A 21184-nucleotide genomic window follows, 5' to 3' on the forward strand; every position below is an offset into this window, starting at 1 on the left:
CTGGTTGCAGGTTTTATACCAGCAACCAGGTTTCTGAAAGAAATATTTTGTTTAATCGAACTTCAGATCCAATCCCAGACCTCTCAACTCATGTACAAGTACATTGAAGGATTCCGGAATACCTGGTCTTGGAATATTATCGCCCTTAACGATCGCTTCGTAAGTTTTCGCACGGCCGATGATATCATCCGATTTAAGTGTAAGTAACTCCTGGAGAATATTTGATGCACCATAAGCTTCGAGTGCCCAAACTTCCATTTCACCGAAACGCTGACCTCCGAACTGTGCTTTACCACCCAGCGGCTGCTGAGTAATAAGACTGTATGGTCCGATTGAACGTGCGTGCATCTTATCATCCACCATGTGGTGTAATTTGATCATATAGATAACACCCACGGTTGCTTTCTGGTGGAAACGTTCCCCGGTTTCACCATCATAAAGATAGCTGTGACCGAAGGTTGGAAGTTTTGCCTGATCGATATAATCAGCAATTTCCTCTACAGTAGCACCATCAAAGATCGGTGTAGCGAACTTCACTCCAAGCTTCAGACCTGCCCAGCCAAGAACAGTCTCATAGATCTGTCCAAGGTTCATCCGGCTAGGTACGCCCAATGGATTCAATACGATATCCACCGGTGTTCCATCTTCCAGGAATGGCATGTCTTCTGCACGAACGATTTTCGCAACAATACCCTTGTTACCGTGACGACCCGCCATCTTATCTCCCACTTTCAGCTTACGCTTAACCGCGATATAAACTTTCGCGAGTTTCAGTACACCTGCAGGTAATTCGTCACCAATTGATATGTTGAACTTTTCTCTTTTATATCTACCCAGTTCTTCGTTGTACTTAATATTGTAGTTGTGAAGAAGTGTGTTGATCGGATCATCGATTGAAGAATCGCCGGTCCAGCCCAAAGGATTGATGTTCTGATAATCCAGTGTAGCCAGGTTTTTAGCGTTGAACTTCGCACCCTTGCCAATCTGCATTTCACCGAAGTTGTTGGCAACACCCAATGAAGGTTTGTCTTTCAACAAAGTCTGCAATTTGCTCAGCAAAAGATCTTTCAGATCAGTTGTATTTTTCTCGTGAACTTTTTCAAGCTTCTCAAGAGATGCTTTCTCACGGATCTTTGCGTTTTTATCTTTCTTGGCGCGTTGGAAAAGTTTCTTACCGATTACAACACCTTCAACTCCGTTCGGAGCTTTCAGCGAAGCATCTTTTGCATCGCCTGCCTTATCACCAAAGATTGCACGAAGCAGTTTTTCTTCAGGGGTTGGATCTGATTCTCCTTTAGGAGTGATCTTACCGATGAGAATATCTCCTTCTTTAATAGCAGCACCCATACGGATGATACCATTTTCATCCAGGTCTTTTGTAGCTTCTTCAGAAACGTTTGGAATATCCGGTGTCAGTTCTTCTTCACCAAGTTTGGTATCGCGTACTTCCAGTTCGTATTCAGAAATGTGAACTGAAGTAAACAGATCCTCACGTACCACTTTCTCATTGATTACAATCGCATCTTCAAAGTTGTAACCTTTCCATGGCATGAATGCCACCTGCAGGTTACGACCCAATGCAACTTCACCATTCTGAACGGCATATCCTTCAGTCAGGAAGTCACCTTTCTTCATCCTTTGACCTTTCTTAACAGCAGGCTTGTGGTTGATACAGGTTTCCTGGTTTGTTTTGATAAACTTGGTCATGTTATATACACGCAGATCATCTTCAAAGCTAACCAGGCGGTCAGCTTCTGTACGATCGTAACGGATATGAATTTCCTTACCGTCTACGTATTCAATAACACCATCGCCTTCTGCGAGTATCTGTACACGTGAGTCACGTGCTGCCTTTGCTTCCAGTCCAGTACCAACAATAGGTTGCTGAGGGCGGATCAAAGGAACAGCCTGACGTTGCATGTTCGATCCCATAAGGGCACGGTTAGCATCGTCATGCTCGAGGAACGGAATCAATGAAGCACTCAAACCAACAATCTGGTTAGGAGCAACGTCCATAAATTCAACCTCTGCTTTATCGAGTATCGGGAAGTCACCTGTTTGACGGGAGGCAACCTTATCTTCTGCGAATTCACCTTTTTCAGTAAGCGGTGCTGACGCCTGCGCAATCTTCGCGATATCTTCTTCTTCAGCACTCAGGAAAGTCAGCTTCTTCATTTCAACTTTACCGTTGTCTACCTTGCGGTAAGGCGTTTCGATAAAGCCCATCTCATTGATCTTTGCGTGAACGCAAAGCGTTGAGATCAAACCAATGTTTGGTCCTTCCGGTGTTTCAATTGTACAAAGACGGCCATAATGTGAGTAGTGAACGTCACGTACCTCGAAACCAGCTCTTTCACGTGACAGACCTCCGGGTCCGAGTGCGGAGATACGACGCTTGTGCGTGATCTCACTCAACGGATTGGTTTGGTCAAGGAACTGTGATAACTGGGAAGTACCAAAGAATGAATTGATAACTGAAGAAAGTGTACGTGCATTGATCAGGTCAACCGGTGTGAACACCTCGTTGTCACGAACGTTCATCCTTTCACGGATAGTACGCGCCATACGGGCAAGACCAACACCGAATTGAGCATACAACTGCTCTCCCACTGTTCTTACACGGCGATTGCTTAAGTGATCAATGTCATCGATTTCAGCCTTACCATTGGTCAGACGAACCAGGTATTTGATGATCTCGATGATATCTTCTTTTGTTAGTGTCTTTTGTTCGATAGGATAGTTAAGATTCAGCTTACGGTTGATCTTGTAACGTCCAACTTCACCCAGGTCATAACGCTTGTCGCTGAAGAACAATTTGTCGATGATACCGCGTGCAGTTTCATTATCAGGAGCATCCGCACCGCGCAACTGGCGATAGATATGCTGAACCGCTTCCAGTTCTGAGTTGGAAGTATCCTTATTAAGGGTGTTGTAGATGATTGCATAATCACCACCAACATCTTCTTTCTGAATGAAAACGCTTTTCACATCCATTTCAGAAACCATTTCAATGGCTTCTTCATCAAGGATGGTATCGCGCTCAAGCACGATTTCGTTTCTTTCGATGGAAACCACCTCACCGGTGTCTTCATCAACGAAATCTTCTACCCATGTTCTGAGAACGCGGGCAGCCAGGCGTTTGCCCAGGTATTTTGTAAGTTGTTTTTTATCAGCCTGAACTTCGTCAGCCATCCCGAAAAGTTCGAGAATGTCTTTATCAGTTTCGAAGCCGATAGAACGCAACAAAGTTGTTACAGGGAATTTCTTCTTACGATCTATGTAAGCATACATAACATTGTTGATGTCTGTAGCAAACTCCATCCAGGCTCCCTTGAAAGGAATAACCCTGGCTGAATAGATCTTTGTTCCATTCGGGTGAATAGACTGACCGAAGAATACACCGGGTGAACGGTGTAATTGTGAAACAACGACACGCTCTGCACCATTGATTACAAAGGTACCGCGTGGGGTCATGTAAGGAATGTTACCGAGGAACACATCCTGGACTATTGTCTGGAAATCTACGTGTTCTTCATCGTTACAGCTTAACCTGAGCTTTGCTTTTAAAGGCACCGCATAAGTTAATCCGCGCTCCATACACTCTTCGATAGTATAGCGTGGGGGATCGATAAAGTAATCAAGAAACTCGAGGACAAATATGTTCCTGGTGTCAGTAATCGGGAAATTTTCCTTAAACACCTTAAACAATCCTTCTATATTCCTTTTGTCTGGAGTGGTCTCCAACTGGAAATATTCCTTGAAAGATTGGATTTGGACTTCTAGTAGATCAGGGGCGTCCGCTAAGTGTTTAATTTTACCGAAGTTGACCCTGTTTTGCAGTTTTGTAGACGACATATGTTTTAAAACCGGTTTTTTAGTTGTTCGAACTTCAAAAGTGCCCTATAGGCAAAAAAATTACATGGCAACCCTAAGGTTCCCGATGTATTGATAACGAGGCGATTATGAATTTTTCGTCATTAAAAATCTATCCTCAACTGATTATTAGAATGAAAAATGGAGGGCAAAGGTAATGAATATACCAGTAAAAACAATAAAATCAGAAGTCATTTCTCAGCATTAAGGGATCCTTCACAAATAAAAAAAAAACCACGATTCCGGAAAGTCAATGACTTCCGGAATCGTGGTTTTTAAGAGCTGTTAAAATATATCAACCAGAAATGTTCTGCTTATTAATATCCTGGATTATTTGGCGTAAGGTTCGGGTTGTTTTTCATTTCATTTGTCGGCAAAGGCAGTAATAGGTGTTTTTCCTGAATAACTGCTCCATTGTCGGGGAACTTATGTCCAACCAGGGGTTCAAATGATTTTGTTGTTACATTGAAAGCACGGCGTAACCTGAGCATATCGAACCAGGTAATACCTTCGAATGCCATCTCATACCAACGTTCCCTGAGCACGGCATCGCGGAAAGTAGATTTTGTGTAAGCGCCTGCTCCAAGCGTAGCCAGACCAGCGCGGTCCCGAATCAGTTTCAGTGCGTTCACGGCCGTAGCTGAAGGAGCAGCATCCACTTCGTTCTGAGCTTCCGCATAAACCAAAAGGACGTCAGCGTACCGGATATTCATCAAATTAAGACTTGAAACGTTAGTTCCTGCCACGCCGGATGTTCCATTAGCAACCACGTCAAAATGCTTAAAAATGTAAGGGTTGCCTAGCGGTTTCAGGGCACCGTTACCTTCTGTGTAATATGAAGTATAATAGAAGCCCTGGCGATCGATTGTGCGTTTGTCACCTGCTTCGTAAGAATTTACAAAAGCTGGCACCGGCACGTTTGATCCCACTTCAGTACCGTAGCTCGAAATACCTTTGAAATTTGGAAGTAATGCAGCCTGGATTGGATTATCAGCCACACCACCGAGGTACTGGATCTCGAAAATATGCTCACTCCTGTTTTCAGTTGAAAGCGTGTGAAGTTCACTATAAGTAGCAAACAAAGAAAAAGCGTTGCTTGTAATAACTTCATTGGCTTTATCTGCAGCAAGCTTATAATGCGTTGCGCCTTTACTTAAAGGAAACCCTGCCATTGTGAGATAAACTTTTGCAAGGAGCGATTTAACTGCTCCGAGAGATGCCCGTCCGGAGTTATCTGTCAATGGTAATCCACCTGACTCGGCTGCTGTAAGGTCAGCCACAATCTGATCGTAAACCGAAGCGGTAGACGCTCTAGGTGCAAGCAAATTTTCATCACTGAAGCTTTCTACAGGCTGAACAATTAAAGGTACATCGCCCCACATGCGCACCAGGTAGAAGTATGACCATGCACGGAGGAACTGGGCCTGAGCAAGTATACGCTTACGGGCAGTTTCATCCATCGGATTTATCTCGGGAACCTTTTGGAGGACGAGATTGGTTTGTGCAATGATACTGTATAGACCATTCCACCATTGTGTAATCAACAAATTATCACCGTTATACGACAGACCGATAATATTGTTGAGATCTGAATTCTGACCGGTTTCGGTTTTTGCCAACCCGCTTAACATTTCTGGAAGTGACCAGTTCTGCACAAAGATACCGGCACCGTTTCCGATGAAACGGGTTTGCGCATAAGCGGCAGCGATAGCTGCATCTGCATGTCCCGGTAGGGTGAAATATGTGTCTGCTGTGAGGTTGGTAGGATCCTCTTCCTCGAGGAATTTAGAACAGGAGGAACTGCTAAGTACTGCTGACAACAACAGCACCTTGCTAATCGATTTTATATTGAATGTTTTCATGATTTGTCTTTTCAGTTACGATTTATAATCCGAGATTAAGTCCGAAAGTGAACATGGTTGGTTTTGGATAGTCAAAAAACGTTTGTCCCTGCGCAAAAGCATTGCCGTAAGTAGTTACTTCAGGATCATTACCACGGTAATCGGTTACAAGGAAAAAGTTCTGTACGGAAGCGTAAGCCCGAAACCTGTTCAATCTCAGCTTCTCATAAAATGATGCCGGGAAATTATAACTGAGGGCCAGGTTTTTACCACGTACAAAAGATCCGTCCTGAACCCAGCGGGTGTCCACGTTTGTAACATACCCTGCTCTCGTGTCCCGGATAGCAGCAATATCTGAAACTGTATTTCCTTTTGTAGCATCATAAGCTCCAAGTACAGTCGCATAGCTATTCGCAATACTTACACGGTCTTCTCCTGAATGGGTAGACATGTTGAGAATATCATTTCCAAACACATACTGGATCTCAAGAAGTAATTCGAAATTCTTATACCGGAAGGTGTTGAATAAAGATCCCCATGCATCCGGGTTACCATTACCTATGATTGATCGGTCAGCATCGTTTATCTGGTAGTCGCCATTTCTGTCAAGATATTTAATATCACCAGGCAAAATTGGCTTACCTCCGCGATAGCTTGCAGGACTGAATTTAGCTGCTTCTGCAGCTTCGGAAGGCTGCCAGGTTCCAAGACGCGTAAGACCCCAAAATGAACCTACTGACTCACCTACACGGATAATATTCGTCTGGTTGGTAAAGTTTGGTCCGCCAATACCGAAAATATCTGCCGGTGTTGCAAGCGATAACACTTTATTGCGGTTGAATGAAATGTTGAAACCGGTTGTCCAGCCGAAGTCTTTACCCCGGATGTTAACGGTATTGATACCGATTTCAAGACCCTTATTTTCCAGGCTGCCCACGTTACGTGTGATCGTGCCGTAACCACTGGAAGTAGGTACAGGGGCATCGAGCAACATATCAGTTGTTTTTCGGTAATACACATCTAATTCAAGATTGATGCGGTTTTCCAGGAAACCAACTTCAAGCCCGACATCTGTCTGGGTTGTCTTTTCCCATTTCAGATCAGGGTTTTCGAGGCGACCTGTGCCAACCCCGGCAACACGAACATCGCCGAGTATGCCAGTATAAGAACCAAGTGTACCAATTGACCGGTAAGTAGGGATTTCAGAGTTACCTGTTGATCCAATACTTGCACGAATTTTCAGGTTTGAAATTACGGTGCTGTTTTTCAGGAAGTCTTCTTCGGATACTCTCCAGCCGATAGCTGCAGATGGAAAAAATCCCCATTTGTGGTCTTCACCAAATTTTGACGATGCATCTGCCCGGCCTGTAAAAGTCAACAGGTATTTGTCCTTATAAACATAATTGATGCGGCTGAAATAGGAGTTCAGCGAAAAACGTGATCTGTTAGAAGAAGAGGCATTTTGTTGGCTGCCCTGGCCGAGATTGTTGTATTGGAAAAAATCAGTTGAAAAGTTCTGGGAACTTGCCTGGAAGGATGTAAACGTATTTTCCTGCCATGATAAACCGAGCAGTGCTGTCAGGTTATGATCAGTCCCGATTTTTTTGTTGTAAGTAAAATAGTTTTCAGATGACCAGAAGTTTTCACGGCTATTATTCTGTATGGCAGTACCATTTTGGTTTCTTGAAAGCTGATCGAGAGACCGCCCATTGTATTCACGCTGTCCCCTGGTAACAACGTTGACGCCTAACTGACTCCGGAAACTTAGTCCAGGCGCCAGATCGAGATTAACATAAATATCGCCCAGCGTTGTCTGCGTATTATAAAGTAGTTTTCTCTCTTCAAGTATGTGTACAGGATTTGATCCACCTTCAGCACCGGGATACATATAGTTTTCACCCCAGGTTCCATCGGCAAATTTTACTGGAAGAAATGGGAAAGCTTCAGTGATCATACGAACTGAGTTAAGTCCGCCTGTTCCCTGGTCCACGATATTTTCCTCCTGGTTATGATAACCAAGGTTTCCGCCAATCCGAAGCCATTCTTTAATCTTTGTATCAAATACAAATCTTGCGGAATACCTTTTAAGATAGCTGTTGAGTAATAACCCATTGTCATCACGATAACCCAGGTAAGCGCCGAAACTATTGTCTGCACTACCACCAGTGACACCTAACTGATGATTCTGTGAAAGTTTGGATTGAGTTGATTCTTCTAACCAGTCTGTATTATATATTGGTGCACCATTTGCGTCGAACAGGTTTGGAAGGCTTTGTCTTTTAACCCTTGGATCAACCACACTGCTATATGCTCCTGAGGCCCATCCTGCCGGATCGTATACTTTGATGTTATCGTAAGCAAGATTTTCGATATCAATGTATTGCTGCGCGTTGAGCATTTCTACACGGTTAGGTCCGATAGTCGGAACTCCGAGTTCAACATCGTAGGTGACTTTTCCACCATTACGACTACCTCTTTTTGTTGTTACAAGTATTACACCGTTGGCACCTCTCGAACCATAGATCGCTGTCGCCGAAGCATCTTTTAGCACTTCCACAGATGCTATATCGCTCGGGTTAATAAAGTCTATAGAATTGCTGTTACTTGACTGAGATCCGATTGGCAGCGCAACTCCGTCCACGATGTATAATGGATTGCTTGTCGCGAGGATAGAACTAAATCCGCGGATACGAACATTTGTCTGACCCCCCGGGCGACCCGAATTGGTGTTAACCTGCACACCAGGCATTCTGCCTGCGAGCGCCTGGTTTAGTGAGGCCGCAGGCCTGTCAGTTAATTCTTTCGCTTTTACACTTGCGACTGCCCCGGTAAGGTCAGATTTCCTGGTAGTACCATAACCGACAACGACTACCTCTCCAAGAGAAGCATCATCTGTTTTTAATTGAATGTCGATTGTTGTGCGGCTGCCGACAGTTACTTCCTGGTTTGTCATGCCAGTAAAACTGAAGACCAGGACGGATTCATTGCCGGCTACATTGATAGTGTACTGTCCCTGTGGATCTGTAGTAGTGGCAGTTTGAGATCCTTTTACCTGTACCGTAACACCTGCCAGAGGCTGGGCGTCCGCGGAGGAAGTTACTTTACCGGTGACAGTCTTGGACTGTGCAAAACCGGTTAGTGATAATAACAGCAAGAGGATGCCCATTGAGCATCTTTGCAAGCAGACAAGTCGTCGTTGTTTCATAATGAAAGTTGATTTGGTTGGATAGATCGGAATACTATAACGATTTAGCAAACGTCTTTAAATAAAATTTCAAAGGCGTCTTTGTTTTTAGACAGACGTTGTCATGTGGCAACGTATTATGTAAAAAAAGAAAAGGTGAACTTGCTTAGTGCTTCAGATTATTGTGGCAGGTTTTCATACGCATTAGTTTTTGGTTGTCAGGCAAACGTTTTAGTTAAAAATAACTTCATGTTACAGGGTTGTATACATGAGTTTTGGCAATCGGCTAAAGACCAGTGAATTAATGAAATGCTAAATTATGTGACTAAAATGAAACTGCAATAATTTTTTAACGTTTCATCTGATTATTTGCAGTTAAGACCCCGGTACCGTTAATTTTGCTGCAAGGGTCACCAGATTTTTTCAAAAAATAAATTAACAAAGAAGGCTTTCGATCTTGCTGCTCGATCCCCGGACCATCAGCGTTGCCTGGTATTCCAGCACCTTATCGGTATGCGAACCATCAGTCTTTGTTATACTATCAATTAATAACCTTACCGCGTTCATGCCAATCTCATCGGTCGGTTGTTTAATTGTCGTGATGCCCGGTGTATACAATCGAAATATATCATGATCATCAAAACAAACAATACCAAGATCTCCTGGTATAACGAGTTTTAAGTTCCGGATACTTTCAAGGCCAGCAATGCCCAGGTAGTTAGTAGCAAAAAATACTGCATCCAGTACCGGATTTTGTTTTAGGAACAATGTTATCAGCTCAACTGAATCCGCCTGTGAAGTATTCACCGGTAACCTCAGGATCTGATCGTTGGTTCTGCCGGATCCCGACCCATTGACTGAATCAAAAAATGCAGCTTCCCTTCGTTTCATTTGGACAAGGTCCATATCGACTGTTACAAAACCGATGTTTTTATAACCGTTATCAATCAAATGGTCCATCCCATCCCTTACACCATGATAATTATCGGCCAGCACACATGGTATATTCAATTCCGGAAAATGCCGATCCATCAAAACCACCGGATGCCTTTGTTCATGCAGTGACCTGATATCGTCACACATCCCTTCTGTTGGAGTAATCAGAAAGCCATCAACCTGCTGCTGGCTCAAAACCTTTATTAGTTGTTTACCTTTTTTTGTGTCATTTTCCGTGCTGCAGAAAACAACATTGTAACCAAACTTTTCGGCTTCAACCTCGATAATTTTTGCAAGGGTGGCAAAAAAATTATTTGAGATATCCTCAACTATCAGCCCCAGGATTTTAGAACTGCCGGTTCTGAGGCTTACGGCAATTTTATTAGGTTGATACCCGGACTTCTCAGCATACTCTTTTATGCGTTTTTCCAGTTTCTCGCTGATACGCATTTCTTTTCCCTTGCCATTTAGCACAATTGAAACAGTCGAAGGCGATACTCCTACTACTGCTGCTATATCTTTCAGGGAAATCTTTTTCATTTACTGGCAGAATCCTGGCTGACTAACCTGAAAATAAAACAGGTTTGATTAAATATTTCGAAGCAAAAAAGGAACTAAGGTTTACTATAAGAATATGGATAAGCTTTGGCTGATGTACCTCTTTGTTTACCTGGCTGTGGCTGCATTTCAAATTGCAGTTTTCCTCCTTTCTGCAGATCGAAATGGTCAAGCCAGTTTTTATCGACGATATTGCCATTCCATTTCACCTGTGATACATATTTGTTTTCGGCTGAACTTTTTGGCGCTTCGATTTCAATCTTCTTTCCGTTGTCAAGGGCAACCGTGATCTTTCTGAATAATGGTGTTCCAATTACATATTGAGTGGTACCTGGGCAAACAGGATAAAATCCCATGGCAGAGAATACGTACCAGGCAGAAGTTTGCCCATTATCTTCATCGCCGCAATAACCATCCGGTGTTGGCTTGTATAATTTTTCCATCACTTCACGTATCCAGTACTGGGTTTTCCAGGGCTGGCCGGCATAGTTGTACAAATAGATCATGTGCTGTATAGGCTGGTTGCCATGTGCATACTGTCCCATGTTCATGATCTGCATTTCACGGATTTCGTGTATTACTCCCCGGTAGTAGCTTTCGTCGAAAACCGGTGGCATGTTGAATACAGAATCAAGCATTTTGATAAACATTTCATTGCCACCCATTAATTTCTTCAAACCCTCGATATCATGAAACACGCTCCAGCTATAATGCCAGCTGTTGCCTTCAGTAAACGCATCACCCCATTTGAAAGGATTAAAAGGAGACTGGAACTTTCCATCCTGGTTTTTGCCTCGCATCAGCTTTGTTTCAGGATCAAACAGGTTGCGATAATTCTGACTGCGTTTTTCATAAAGATCGATTTCAGCCTGTGGCCGTTTCAATGCTTTCGCCAGTTGCCAGATTGTAAAATCATCATACGCATATTCAAGTGTGCGCGCCGCATTTTCATTGATCTTTACATCATAAGGAACATAACCCAGTTCATTATAGTATTTAACACCTTCCCGTCCGACTGCTGTTAAAGGCCCTTCATTATTTGCACCTTTCACCAGCGCTTCCCAAAGCAGGTTTATGTCCTGTCCCCTTATTCCTTTGAGATAAGCGTCAGCAACAACCGAAGCCGAATTATTACCAACCATTACACTTCTGAAACCCGGACTTGACCATTCAGGAAGAAAACCTCCTTCTCTGAAATCATTTGCGAGTCCTTCCTGCATTTCTTTATTGATGGAAGGATAAACAAAATTCAGGAATGGATACAAGGCGCGGAAAGTATCCCAAAAACCGGTGCCTGCAAACATATAGCCCGGTAACGTTTTTCCATTATAGGGGCTATAGTGCACTATCTCACCGGCAGCATTGTATTCATAGTGTTTTTGAGGGAACTGTAAGGTCCTGTAAAGACAGGAATAAAATGTTTTTGTTTGTTCAATGGTACCACCTTCAACACTGAGTTTGTTTAACTGTTTATTCCATGCTGATTTTGCTTTTTGTTTTGTGATATCAAACTCATCTTTACCAACTTCTTTATCAAGGTTCAGCTGTGCCTGCTCGTGGCTGATGAATGAAGAGGCCACTTTTACATTGATCTTTTCACCGCGTTTGGTTTTGAATCCGATGATAGCCCCCGCATGTTTGGAAGTGATTTCTATTGAATCTTTTACCAGCGTACTGTCGTGCCATCCCATAGATAAAGTGAAAGCTTTGTCAAGCTGTATCACGAAATAATTTTTAAAGTTTTCAGGAACTCCGCCACTGTTCCGGGTTGTGTATCCGATTATTTTTTTCTCTGAAGGTATTATCTTAACATAAGATCCCCTGTCAAATGCATCTACCACCAGGTAGGCGCTGTCGGTTTCAGGATAAGTGAAACGGAACTGAGCGGCTCTTTCAGTAGGTGTAATTTCTGTGATAACATCTGCGTCTGCCAGGTAAACACTATAATAATAGGGCTTAACAACTTCTGCCTTATGAGAAAACCAGCTTGCACGGTCATTTTGGTTGAACCTCAGTTTTCCGGTAACCGGCATTATTGAAAACTGGCCATAGTCGTTCATCCATGGTGAAGGCTGATGCGTTTGTTTGAAACCGCGGATCCTGTCTGAACTATAAGTGTAGGCCCAGCCATTACCCATCATCCCTGTTTGTGGCAACCAGAAATTCATGCCCCAGGGAACTGCAATGGCGGGATAGGTGTTGCCATTCGACAGGCTTGGCTTGGAGTCGGTTCCCATTAATGGATTGATCCATTCAACGGGATCTGAAACCTTTGAAACAAGCTGGCCATTACAGATACAGGCTAATAAGCAGAAAAAGGGAAAGAGGATATATCTCTTCATAAAATCAAGCATTTAAAACCGGAAAATACAATACTAAATCGTTTTTGCAAAAAAGAAAAATACCATAGAAAAATTATATTAAGTGCTTCCCCGTTCTATTAGTGTGCCTTGAATTTCAATTCCGCCTTTATTGGAATTCACTTTGTCTTTACCAAGCTGTTTAAGCAGGAGATGAATGGCTGTTTTGCCTATTTCTTCAACCGGTTGTTTAATTGAGGCGATGCCCGGCGGGTACAGACTAAAAATATCATGGTCATCGAAGCAAATCACAGCAATGTCCTGTGGGATACGTAAATCAAGTTGCCTGAGACTTTGTATTCCTGTAATACCAAGATAGTTTGTTGCGAAAAATATCGCATCAAGTTCAGGATGTTTGCTTATGAAATTACAAAGGCCTTCAACCCCTACCTCCTTATCATAGTTATAAGGTAATCGGAAAATCAGGGATTTTTGTGCGGCGATCTTGTGCTTTTTCAAAGCGGCCTTGTAAGCCTGTTCTCTTTGCCTGATTTGTACGAGATCCATTTCTACAGTGACAAACCCGATTTTTTTGTAGCCTTTTTTGATCAGGTGATTCATTCCCTGGGTAATGCCCGAAATGTTGTTGACAAGCACATATGGAGCGGGTACATCAGGGAAATATCCATCGATTAATACCACTGGTTTTTTCTGCCTGAGCAACTCCCCGATATCTTTTTCCAGGCCTTCTACAGGTGTGATGAGATATCCGTCTACCTGGCTGTGAGATAACATACGAATCATCTCCTGCCCCTTTGCCAGGTTATTTTCAGTACTGCAATAAACAATCCGGTATCCGTATTTATCAGCTTCCTGTTCTATGATCCGGGCAAGTGCACCAAAGAAATTTCCACCGATACTTTCAACGATTAATCCAAGTATTTTCGATTGACCGGTTCTGAGACTCACAGCAACCTGGTTCGGTGTATAACCTTCCCTGGTAGCAACGGCTTTAATTTTTTTGGCGAGCCGTTCGCTGATTCTCATTTCTTTTTCCTTCCCGTTCAGGACAAAAGACACTGTTGATGGTGAAGCTCCGGAAAGTGTGGCAATATCCTTAAGAGATACCTTTTTCATTCAATTTTTTTTGAAGTTTGCATACGGGTAGTATTGGCTTGCGATATAATTGCTGAATCCAAATATACCAGAATCATTACACCTGGAACAAGTTGATTTTTGTATTGCTATCGCGCATGTTTTTGCAAATAGTATGAAACTGCAAAGGTCATATCGCGATGATATGACCTTTGTGAATTATTAAAACATATTATCAATAACCTGGATTCTGTTGAAGATTTGGATTGAGGACCCGCTGCCTGTTAGGAATTGGAAACACCTCCTTGTTTTTATCGTTGCTTGGCACATGATCCCACCATGCAGTTGAAGTAAACTTGCCGAAACGAATAAGATCCTGGCGACGGAAACCTTCCCATAGGAATTCCCTGCCTCTTTCAGCAAGTAATTCGTCCATGGTGAGTGTACCTGTTGTATAAGCTTCGGTTACCCAATCAGTAGCTGAAAAAGAACGTTTTTTTGAATCGTTGACCAGCGTCACGGCAGCCGGGGTAGCAGTGTTCCCATTCTTACGCATCAATGATTCAGCTTTTGCAAAATAAATCCAGGTGAGCCTGTAAATAGCCCAGTCAGTGCTCATATAAGATGCGTCAGCCTGGCGACCTGGTTTGTATTTATTAAATCTCAATCCACTGTTTTCTTCACCCTGGGTCATATCAGACTGCGTTTTGTTTTCACTGACACGCTGAATGCTGTCAACGAATACCAGTTGTTTACCTGAATATTCTTCAGAACCTAATACAGGTTTGGTTGGATCAGTAAGATACCATTGGGGTCCTCTTAATATCCATTCACTTCTTCTCAGATCATTGCTCTTAAACTTGCTGAATACACCTGGAATCATAACCACACCATCATTTCCATTATGTGTTCCATCATAGATGAAACGTTGGTTGAAATGATAAAAATCCCCTGTCCACTGCGGTTTCCAACCAGAACCATTTACAAAATCATATGCAATGGAAAAGATAATCTCCTTAGACAAGTGATTTGTAGGTTTATAAGTATCGGTAATGTTCGGATCCAGTGCCATGGAACCATTCTGACCACCGGCGGTATTATTGATCAAGGCATCACAGGCAGCAATACAGTCATCCCAACGGGCAGTGCCTGTCCACTTCTCGGCATTCAGATACATTTCAACCAGCATGCCATAGGCTGCGGCTTTAGTTGCCCTGCCAATCATAGCAGCCGAAAGATTTGGAAGCGCGTTGATATTATCCTTAATCTCCTTCTCAACATAATCGAAAACTTCAGCGCGGGTTTTTGTATGTGGATTGGGCTCGCCAATTTTATATGCAATCGGGATGTTACCATAAAGGTCCATCAGCCTGATATAATGAAATGCACGTAGCATTTTCATTTCTGCTATATACGCCGCTTTTTCGCCTTCGGTAATTCCCATGTCAGCAATATTGCGGGCCTCGAGATTTTCGATTGGACTTGAACATAGACCAAGACCCCACCACATAAGCCTCCATGGTCCCCAGATTTCCTCACCATCATTTGTCCATTGGTGATAATGGTCCCTGATCCAGGTACCTCCGTCCTGCCCGTGTCTGCCCTTTACCGGCCAGGCGAGTTGGTCAGCAGACAGTTCGCCTAAACGCCACCAACCGTTTTGCCCCGGCGTGATCCATGCATTTGCATGGGTATATGGCCGAAGAACAGCGGTCAGCACTTCGTTTTTATTGTTGTAATAATTCTCAGCAACAAATTCACTGTAAACATTTTCATCCAGTTTTGTACAGCTATCAAGTGTTGCCAGGGGAAGCAGCAACAATGAATATTTCAGAATGCTTTTAAACTTTCTCATTTAATTATTTTTAAGCTTATTCAGATAATGGGTTTCTAAAAGATTTTTTTTTTTAGAAGCCAAGATTAAGACCGATCAGGAACGAGGTGGTGCTGGGATAAGGTCCGCGGCCATCCAAACCAGCATCCAAACCGGTATCATTTATAAAATCAGGATCATTACCAGTGTATTTTGTAAATGTCGCCAGGTTCTGCGTTGATGCGTATAACCTGAAACTTCTCACCCACTGTGATTTCAGTTTGAAATTGTAAGCCAGGGTAATTTCATCCAGCTTTACATAACTGCCTGATTCGAGGTAATAATCTGAATACTGGTAAGTGTTTGCAACAGTTGAGGTATTAAGCTGGTTATGTTTTCCGAATGTGCTTTTCAACAGGTTTGTGCTGGTTTGTTTGTTAGCATAGGTCATGTCCATTCGATTGAGCACTTTATGCCCAAACTTACCACGGAAGAACACGCGAAGGTCAAAGCCTTTATAACTTACTGAGTTTGTCCATGATGCATAGTATTTTGGAATTCCATATCCCAATACAGCCAGGTCAGTTGTATTCGGATCTGTTGAGGTATTGATCTGGCTAAATGGAACTGCTTTATTATCACGGGTGAAAAATAACCAGGAGCCATCATTGGCAAATCCTGCAAAACGTTTACCCCAGAATGCTCCCAACTGGCCACCTTCAACAGTTCTGATTGCGGAACCTAAAGCGCCCGCACCACCTATATCACCATAGGACTTTGCTGTACCCTTGTATTGTTCATTCGAGAAAGTAATGAGTTTATTGGTCTGTGTACTTCCTGTAAAATCCATAGTCCAGCGGAGCTCTTTACTTTTGATCACCTGACCGCTCAAGGTCAATTCAATACCACGGTTTTCGATCGTTCCTACGTTTGTATAGATATTTGTTTGTACATAGGCAGGCAATTGAGTATCGAAGGTTTCAAGCAGGTCAACTGTTCTTCTTTGAAACACTTCAACTGCACCGGTGATTCTATTATTAGCAATACCGAAATCCATACCAATGTTCAATTCTTTTTTTGTTTCCCATCTCAGATCAGGATTAGGGTTACGGTTAGGCCCGTAAGTCTGGCGCCAGACACCATCCGGGTAGAGATAGAAACCACCTGTTCCTAAGGTTACATAAGAAGCGTAGTTAGCAAATCCTGTATTGCCGGTTTCACCATATCCAATTCTAAGTTTCAGATAATTGATCGTATGTGAGAGAGATTGCAAGAAGTTTTCTTTAGACAGTTCCCATCCTGCTGAAACAGCCGGGAAATTTGCCCATTTATTATTCTCTCCAAATCTTGATGAACCCTCACGGCGAAGGATACCCTGTAAATAATACCTGTCTTTGAATGAGTAGTTCACCCGGCCAAAAAATGCGATCAGGGTATTATCATTTTTATTACTTGCCATATTGCCACCCTGTGCTCTCTGCCAGTTTCCTGCACCCATGTTATTGTTTTCGAACAGATCATTCACAAATCCGGAATTTGCAAAAGATGAACTTTCATTTACTTCATACCGGTAGCTGTACCCTGCAACCGCGGCAATTGTGTTCTGGCCAAATTCTTTATTATAATCTATGGTTGGCTCAAAGGCATAATTATTATTATTTACCTGGCCTTTGTATGCATAGCCTGTTCCGTTTGGTTGAACATTGTTGGTGCTACCTACAACCGAGTTTCTTGATCCTATATCCTTGTATTGATTGTCAACATACATATCTCTCTGCAAAGCGCCGAAAGCCGAAAGCCTAAGGTTCTTAAGGATTTCCAGGGTGAATTTCACATCCAAAGATGTTGTTTGCTGATCTCTTTTAGACATCTCCTGCTCATAAATACTTGCCTGGTTATTTGAGCCTGTTGTTCCCGGGTCTTCATAAAATGATCCGTCAGGATTGTAAATCGGTTGGGTCGGGAGACGTGATAGAATTGTTTCCCATCCAATGCCAACCAGGTTTGCCTTGTTGTAATTAGTCGCGAGATTTATAAGAGTCGTCAACTTATCATTAAACCCTTTGTGATTCAGGTTGACCCTGGCACCATAATTTGTTCTGCTATTCTGATTTGCAATTCCCTGCAAAGCCTGGTAATACAGGCTCGCGCGATAGGTCATATTTTTTGAACCGCCTGAAATAGCAAGATTATGATACTGGCTGATGTTGTTTTCGTTATGAACTTCATCTTCGAACATATTGTTCGATACTTTACCCCATAATGGATTGTCCCTGTTGGCGGGAAGTTTTCCTTCCGCAATTAATTGGCGAATTTCAGCAGCATTATAAAACTCCGGCATCATTACCGGTATTTCATGACGCAAATAACCATTATAGTCAAATCTTGCTTCTCCGGCTTTACCTTTTTTAGTTGTAATGAGGATTACCCCACCGTTACCTCTTGTTCCGTAAATAGCGGCAGCTGAACCATCTTTCAATACGTCTATTGAAGCAATATCATCCTGTTGCAATAAATCCAGGTTACCACCTGGTATACCATCAATGACTACCAACGGCGAATTGCTTGCTGTCAGTGAGTTTATACCCCTGATCTGTATATTCACTCCGGAATTGGGGTTAGATCCACTGGTCCTGGTAATTGTTAAACCTGCTACTTTCCCCTGGGCAAGATCCAAAGCGTTTCTTGCACCACTCTGGCGAAAATCCTCAGGGGTAATTGATGACACTGCTGAGTTGATTTCTTTTTTCTTCAATGTACCATAACCGACTACTACTACTGCGTCAAGAGAAGAAGTACTGGCTGACATAGTGATGTTAACAACAGTATCAGAACCGACATTCACTTCCTGCGTCGTAAATCCTGTGAAAGTGAAAACAAGCGTAGCGTTCCCGACGGGTGCTTCTACAGAGTATTTTCCTTCGATGTTGGTTTGTGTGCCTGTTGTTGTTCCCTTTAAAGACACATTAACGCCAGGCAATGGTGCATTGTCCTGGTCCCTGACGGTGCCGCGGATAGTTCTTGCCTGCGAGAAAGCCGTAAGACAGAATAAAAAAAACAGCATGCTGATAAGCATGATCTGCTTTGAACGAAAACTGAGTTGTTTCATGCAAATGGGTTTTATTTTGATTGAAATCCAGAAAATGCTAAACCGTTTTAGCTTTTTAGTCTAAAAAAATATATCTATGGGATATATTTATGGGGATTGTTTTCAGTTTGCCGGATTGCAATGCTAAATACAATAAACTATATGAGATTATGCGTCAATATTACGCATCAAAATCGATTTAGCAAAAATGTTTTAACACTTCGTTATGACCACTCTGAAACAGGAAGACCACGGTACCGGGGAAAATGCTGCATGACATTTTAACTATTATTTCCCATCTTAGCTTGAGGCGGTAGTTGTGAGGGGTAAGTGGTGAGTGGTAAGTGGTAAGTGGTGAGTTTAGTGATGAGTTATTAGTTATGAGTGAAGTTATGGGTTGATGAGATTGTGCTTGAGCGGATGATAGGTTGGGAATTTATTCATTAGATGGCAAAAAAATAGCTGTTTCAGTTTAATGAAACAGCCATTTATAAAATTTAAGCTAAGGCTTACTGCATTTCAACGTCAGCACCAGCTTCTTTCAGCTTAGCTACCATTGCTTCTGCATCAGCTTTGCTGATTCCTTCCTTGATTGGTTTTGGAGCGCCGTCAACCAGGTCTTTTGCTTCTTTAAGACCTAAGCCTGTCAGATCTTTAACGATCTTAACAACACCTAATTTAGATGCACCACCGCTTTTCAGGATAACTGTGAATGCGGTCTGCTCTTCTTTCGGAGCTGCACCACTTTCACCACCTGCTGCTGCAACCACAGTTGCTGCTGCTGGTTCAATACCGTATTCTGATTTCAGGAAATCAGCCAATTCCTGTACTTCTTTTACAGTAAGGCCAACCAGTTGTTCTGCTAATGTTTTTACGTCTGCCATTTGATTTAAAATTTTTTCCGCCTTCAGTGCCTGGGTCTCAGACTCCGGCGGATATGATTAAAAAAATTTCGCCTTTATGTTTCCCTCAGGCCTGGGATATTATTAATATAAATGCTGCAATTTATTTTACTTCTGTTTCAAATCCGGATTTACCTTAATCCGGCATTATCCACGAAGCTGCAAGCTTAGGCTTTTGGTGCTGCCGGAGCATCATCAGAAGCCGGAGCATCAGAAGCTGGTGCTTCAGGTGCTGGTGTAGCTGCGGGTGCTTCAGGTGTTGCTGTTGCACTTGCTTCAGCTGCTGGTGCTGCTGCACTTGCTTCAGCTGCTGTTGCACTTGTTTCAGCAGTAGCATTTGCTCCGCCACCTGCAGCCAGTTGTTCGTGATGATGCAATAAAGCCGCGATAACTCTCTTAGCCGGTGATTGCAACAACCCGATAACTTCTCCGATCAGCTCGTTCTTGGTCTTGATTTGTGTAAGTGCTTTCAGACTCTCATCGCCTGCATAAATATCGCCATTGATAAAAGCCGCTTTCAGTGATGGTTTTTTACCATTGCTTGCTTTGCGGAAAGAACTTATGATCAAAGCTGGTTCCTTTGGATTCTCAGAAAACAGCAATGCAGTTACTTTATGCAATGACTCATAAACACCTTCGTATTTGGTACTGTCCAGAGACTCAAGTGCCTTTTTTATCAAAGTATTTTTTGCAACCCTCATTTCAACCTGCTTGTCGAAACATGCACGGCGAAGCTTACCTACCTGCTCAACACTGAGTGATTCAGTATCGGCAACATAGAAGTTATTGTATTGTGAGAATTTGCCTTTCAGCAATTCGATCACTTCATTTTTTTCCTGTTTGTTCATAACAAAAAGTTTTATCCGTAGCCGGAATTAGTTCATTAATGATTTTGTATCAACAGCAATTGCCGGACTCATAGTAGTTGCCATGAAAATACTTTTCAGGTAAATACCTTTTGAAGAAGATGGTTTTGCCTTTACAATCGCATTGATCAGCTCGTTGCTGTTCTCTGTGATTTTTTCAGGACTAAAGCTTACACGACCGATTGAAGCATGGATAATTCCAGCCTTATCAACCTTGAAAGCAATTTTACCACCCTTTACTTCATTCACAGCTGCTGCTACATCATTGGTAACAGTTCCGGTTTTGGGATTTGGCATCAGGTTACGTGGACCTAATATCTTACCAAGTTTACCAATCTTAGGCATTACAGAAGGAGTTGCGATGATAACATCTACATCAACCCATCCGCCTTCAATCTTTTGTACAAATTCATCTAACCCTACATAGTCAGCACCTGCTGCTCTTGCATCGGCTTCTTTGTCCGGAGGACAAAGAACAAGTACTTTTTTAGTTTTACCGGTACCATGTGGCAGACTTACTGTGCCACGGATTGCCTGGTCAGCCTTCTTTGGATCAACCCCGAGACGGATATGAAGATCTACTGAAGAGTCAAATTTTGTGGTATTCACTTCTTTTACAAGTGAAGAAGCTTCCTTTAAGGAATATGATTTGGTTTTGTCGACCTTAGAATCGACTGCTTTTCTTTTTTTAGGTATTCCCATGATCATTCAAGTTTTAGAATCTCCTC

At 42.6% G+C, this 21184-nt stretch carries 11 protein-coding genes; all 11 read right to left on the reverse strand.

All coding sequences use genetic code 11. The features are described from left to right. Positions 1-51 precede the first annotated feature (51 nt). Positions 52-3855 (reverse strand): DNA-directed RNA polymerase subunit beta, encoded by a 3804-nt coding sequence (rpoB, locus tag VK664_RS25060; protein WP_461401466.1) that lies wholly within the window; start codon positions 3853-3855, stop codon positions 52-54. Positions 3856-4190: 335 nt separating this feature from the next. Continuing rightward, the gene (locus VK664_RS25065; RefSeq protein ID WP_461401467.1) at positions 4191-5735 is read right to left on the reverse strand and encodes a RagB/SusD family nutrient uptake outer membrane protein; all 1545 of its coding nucleotides are present in this window, start codon (positions 5733-5735) and stop codon (positions 4191-4193) included. A gap of 22 nt (positions 5736-5757) precedes the next feature. Then, positions 5758-8880: a SusC/RagA family TonB-linked outer membrane protein gene (locus VK664_RS25070; protein WP_461401468.1), complete on the reverse strand. Its 3123-nt coding sequence runs from the start codon at positions 8878-8880 to the stop codon at positions 5758-5760. Positions 8881-9333: 453 nt separating this feature from the next. After that, the gene (locus tag VK664_RS25075; RefSeq protein WP_461401469.1) at positions 9334-10374 is read right to left on the reverse strand and encodes a LacI family DNA-binding transcriptional regulator; all 1041 of its coding nucleotides are present in this window, start codon (positions 10372-10374) and stop codon (positions 9334-9336) included. 74 nt (positions 10375-10448) lie between these two features. Next, positions 10449-12734, reverse strand: a complete 2286-nt coding sequence (locus VK664_RS25080) for a GH92 family glycosyl hydrolase (RefSeq protein ID WP_461401470.1) — start codon at positions 12732-12734, stop codon at positions 10449-10451. Positions 12735-12812: 78 nt separating this feature from the next. Further along, the gene (locus tag VK664_RS25085) at positions 12813-13829 is read right to left on the reverse strand and encodes a LacI family DNA-binding transcriptional regulator (protein ID WP_461401471.1); all 1017 of its coding nucleotides are present in this window, start codon (positions 13827-13829) and stop codon (positions 12813-12815) included. A 193-nt stretch (positions 13830-14022) separates the two neighbouring features. Continuing rightward, a complete protein-coding gene (locus VK664_RS25090; protein ID WP_461401472.1) occupies positions 14023-15642 on the reverse strand; it encodes a RagB/SusD family nutrient uptake outer membrane protein in 1620 nt (539 codons plus the stop codon). A gap of 52 nt (positions 15643-15694) precedes the next feature. Continuing rightward, the gene (locus tag VK664_RS25095) at positions 15695-18709 is read right to left on the reverse strand and encodes a SusC/RagA family TonB-linked outer membrane protein (RefSeq protein WP_461401473.1); all 3015 of its coding nucleotides are present in this window, start codon (positions 18707-18709) and stop codon (positions 15695-15697) included. 488 nt (positions 18710-19197) lie between these two features. Then, a complete protein-coding gene (gene rplL / locus VK664_RS25100; protein WP_461401474.1) occupies positions 19198-19572 on the reverse strand; it encodes a 50S ribosomal protein L7/L12 in 375 nt (124 codons plus the stop codon). Between the two features lie 185 nt (positions 19573-19757). Next, positions 19758-20438 carry a 50S ribosomal protein L10 gene (gene rplJ, locus VK664_RS25105; RefSeq protein WP_461401475.1) on the reverse strand — a complete coding sequence of 227 codons (681 nt, stop codon included), beginning with the start codon at positions 20436-20438 and terminating at the stop codon, positions 19758-19760. 27 nt (positions 20439-20465) lie between these two features. Continuing rightward, positions 20466-21158: a 50S ribosomal protein L1 gene (gene rplA, locus VK664_RS25110; RefSeq protein ID WP_461401476.1), complete on the reverse strand. Its 693-nt coding sequence runs from the start codon at positions 21156-21158 to the stop codon at positions 20466-20468. Positions 21159-21184 lie beyond the last annotated feature (26 nt).

It is taken from the genome of Flavitalea sp., from assembly GCF_035489435.1.
In the GTDB taxonomy this organism is placed as follows: Bacteria; Bacteroidota; Bacteroidia; order Chitinophagales; family Chitinophagaceae; genus DATHKG01.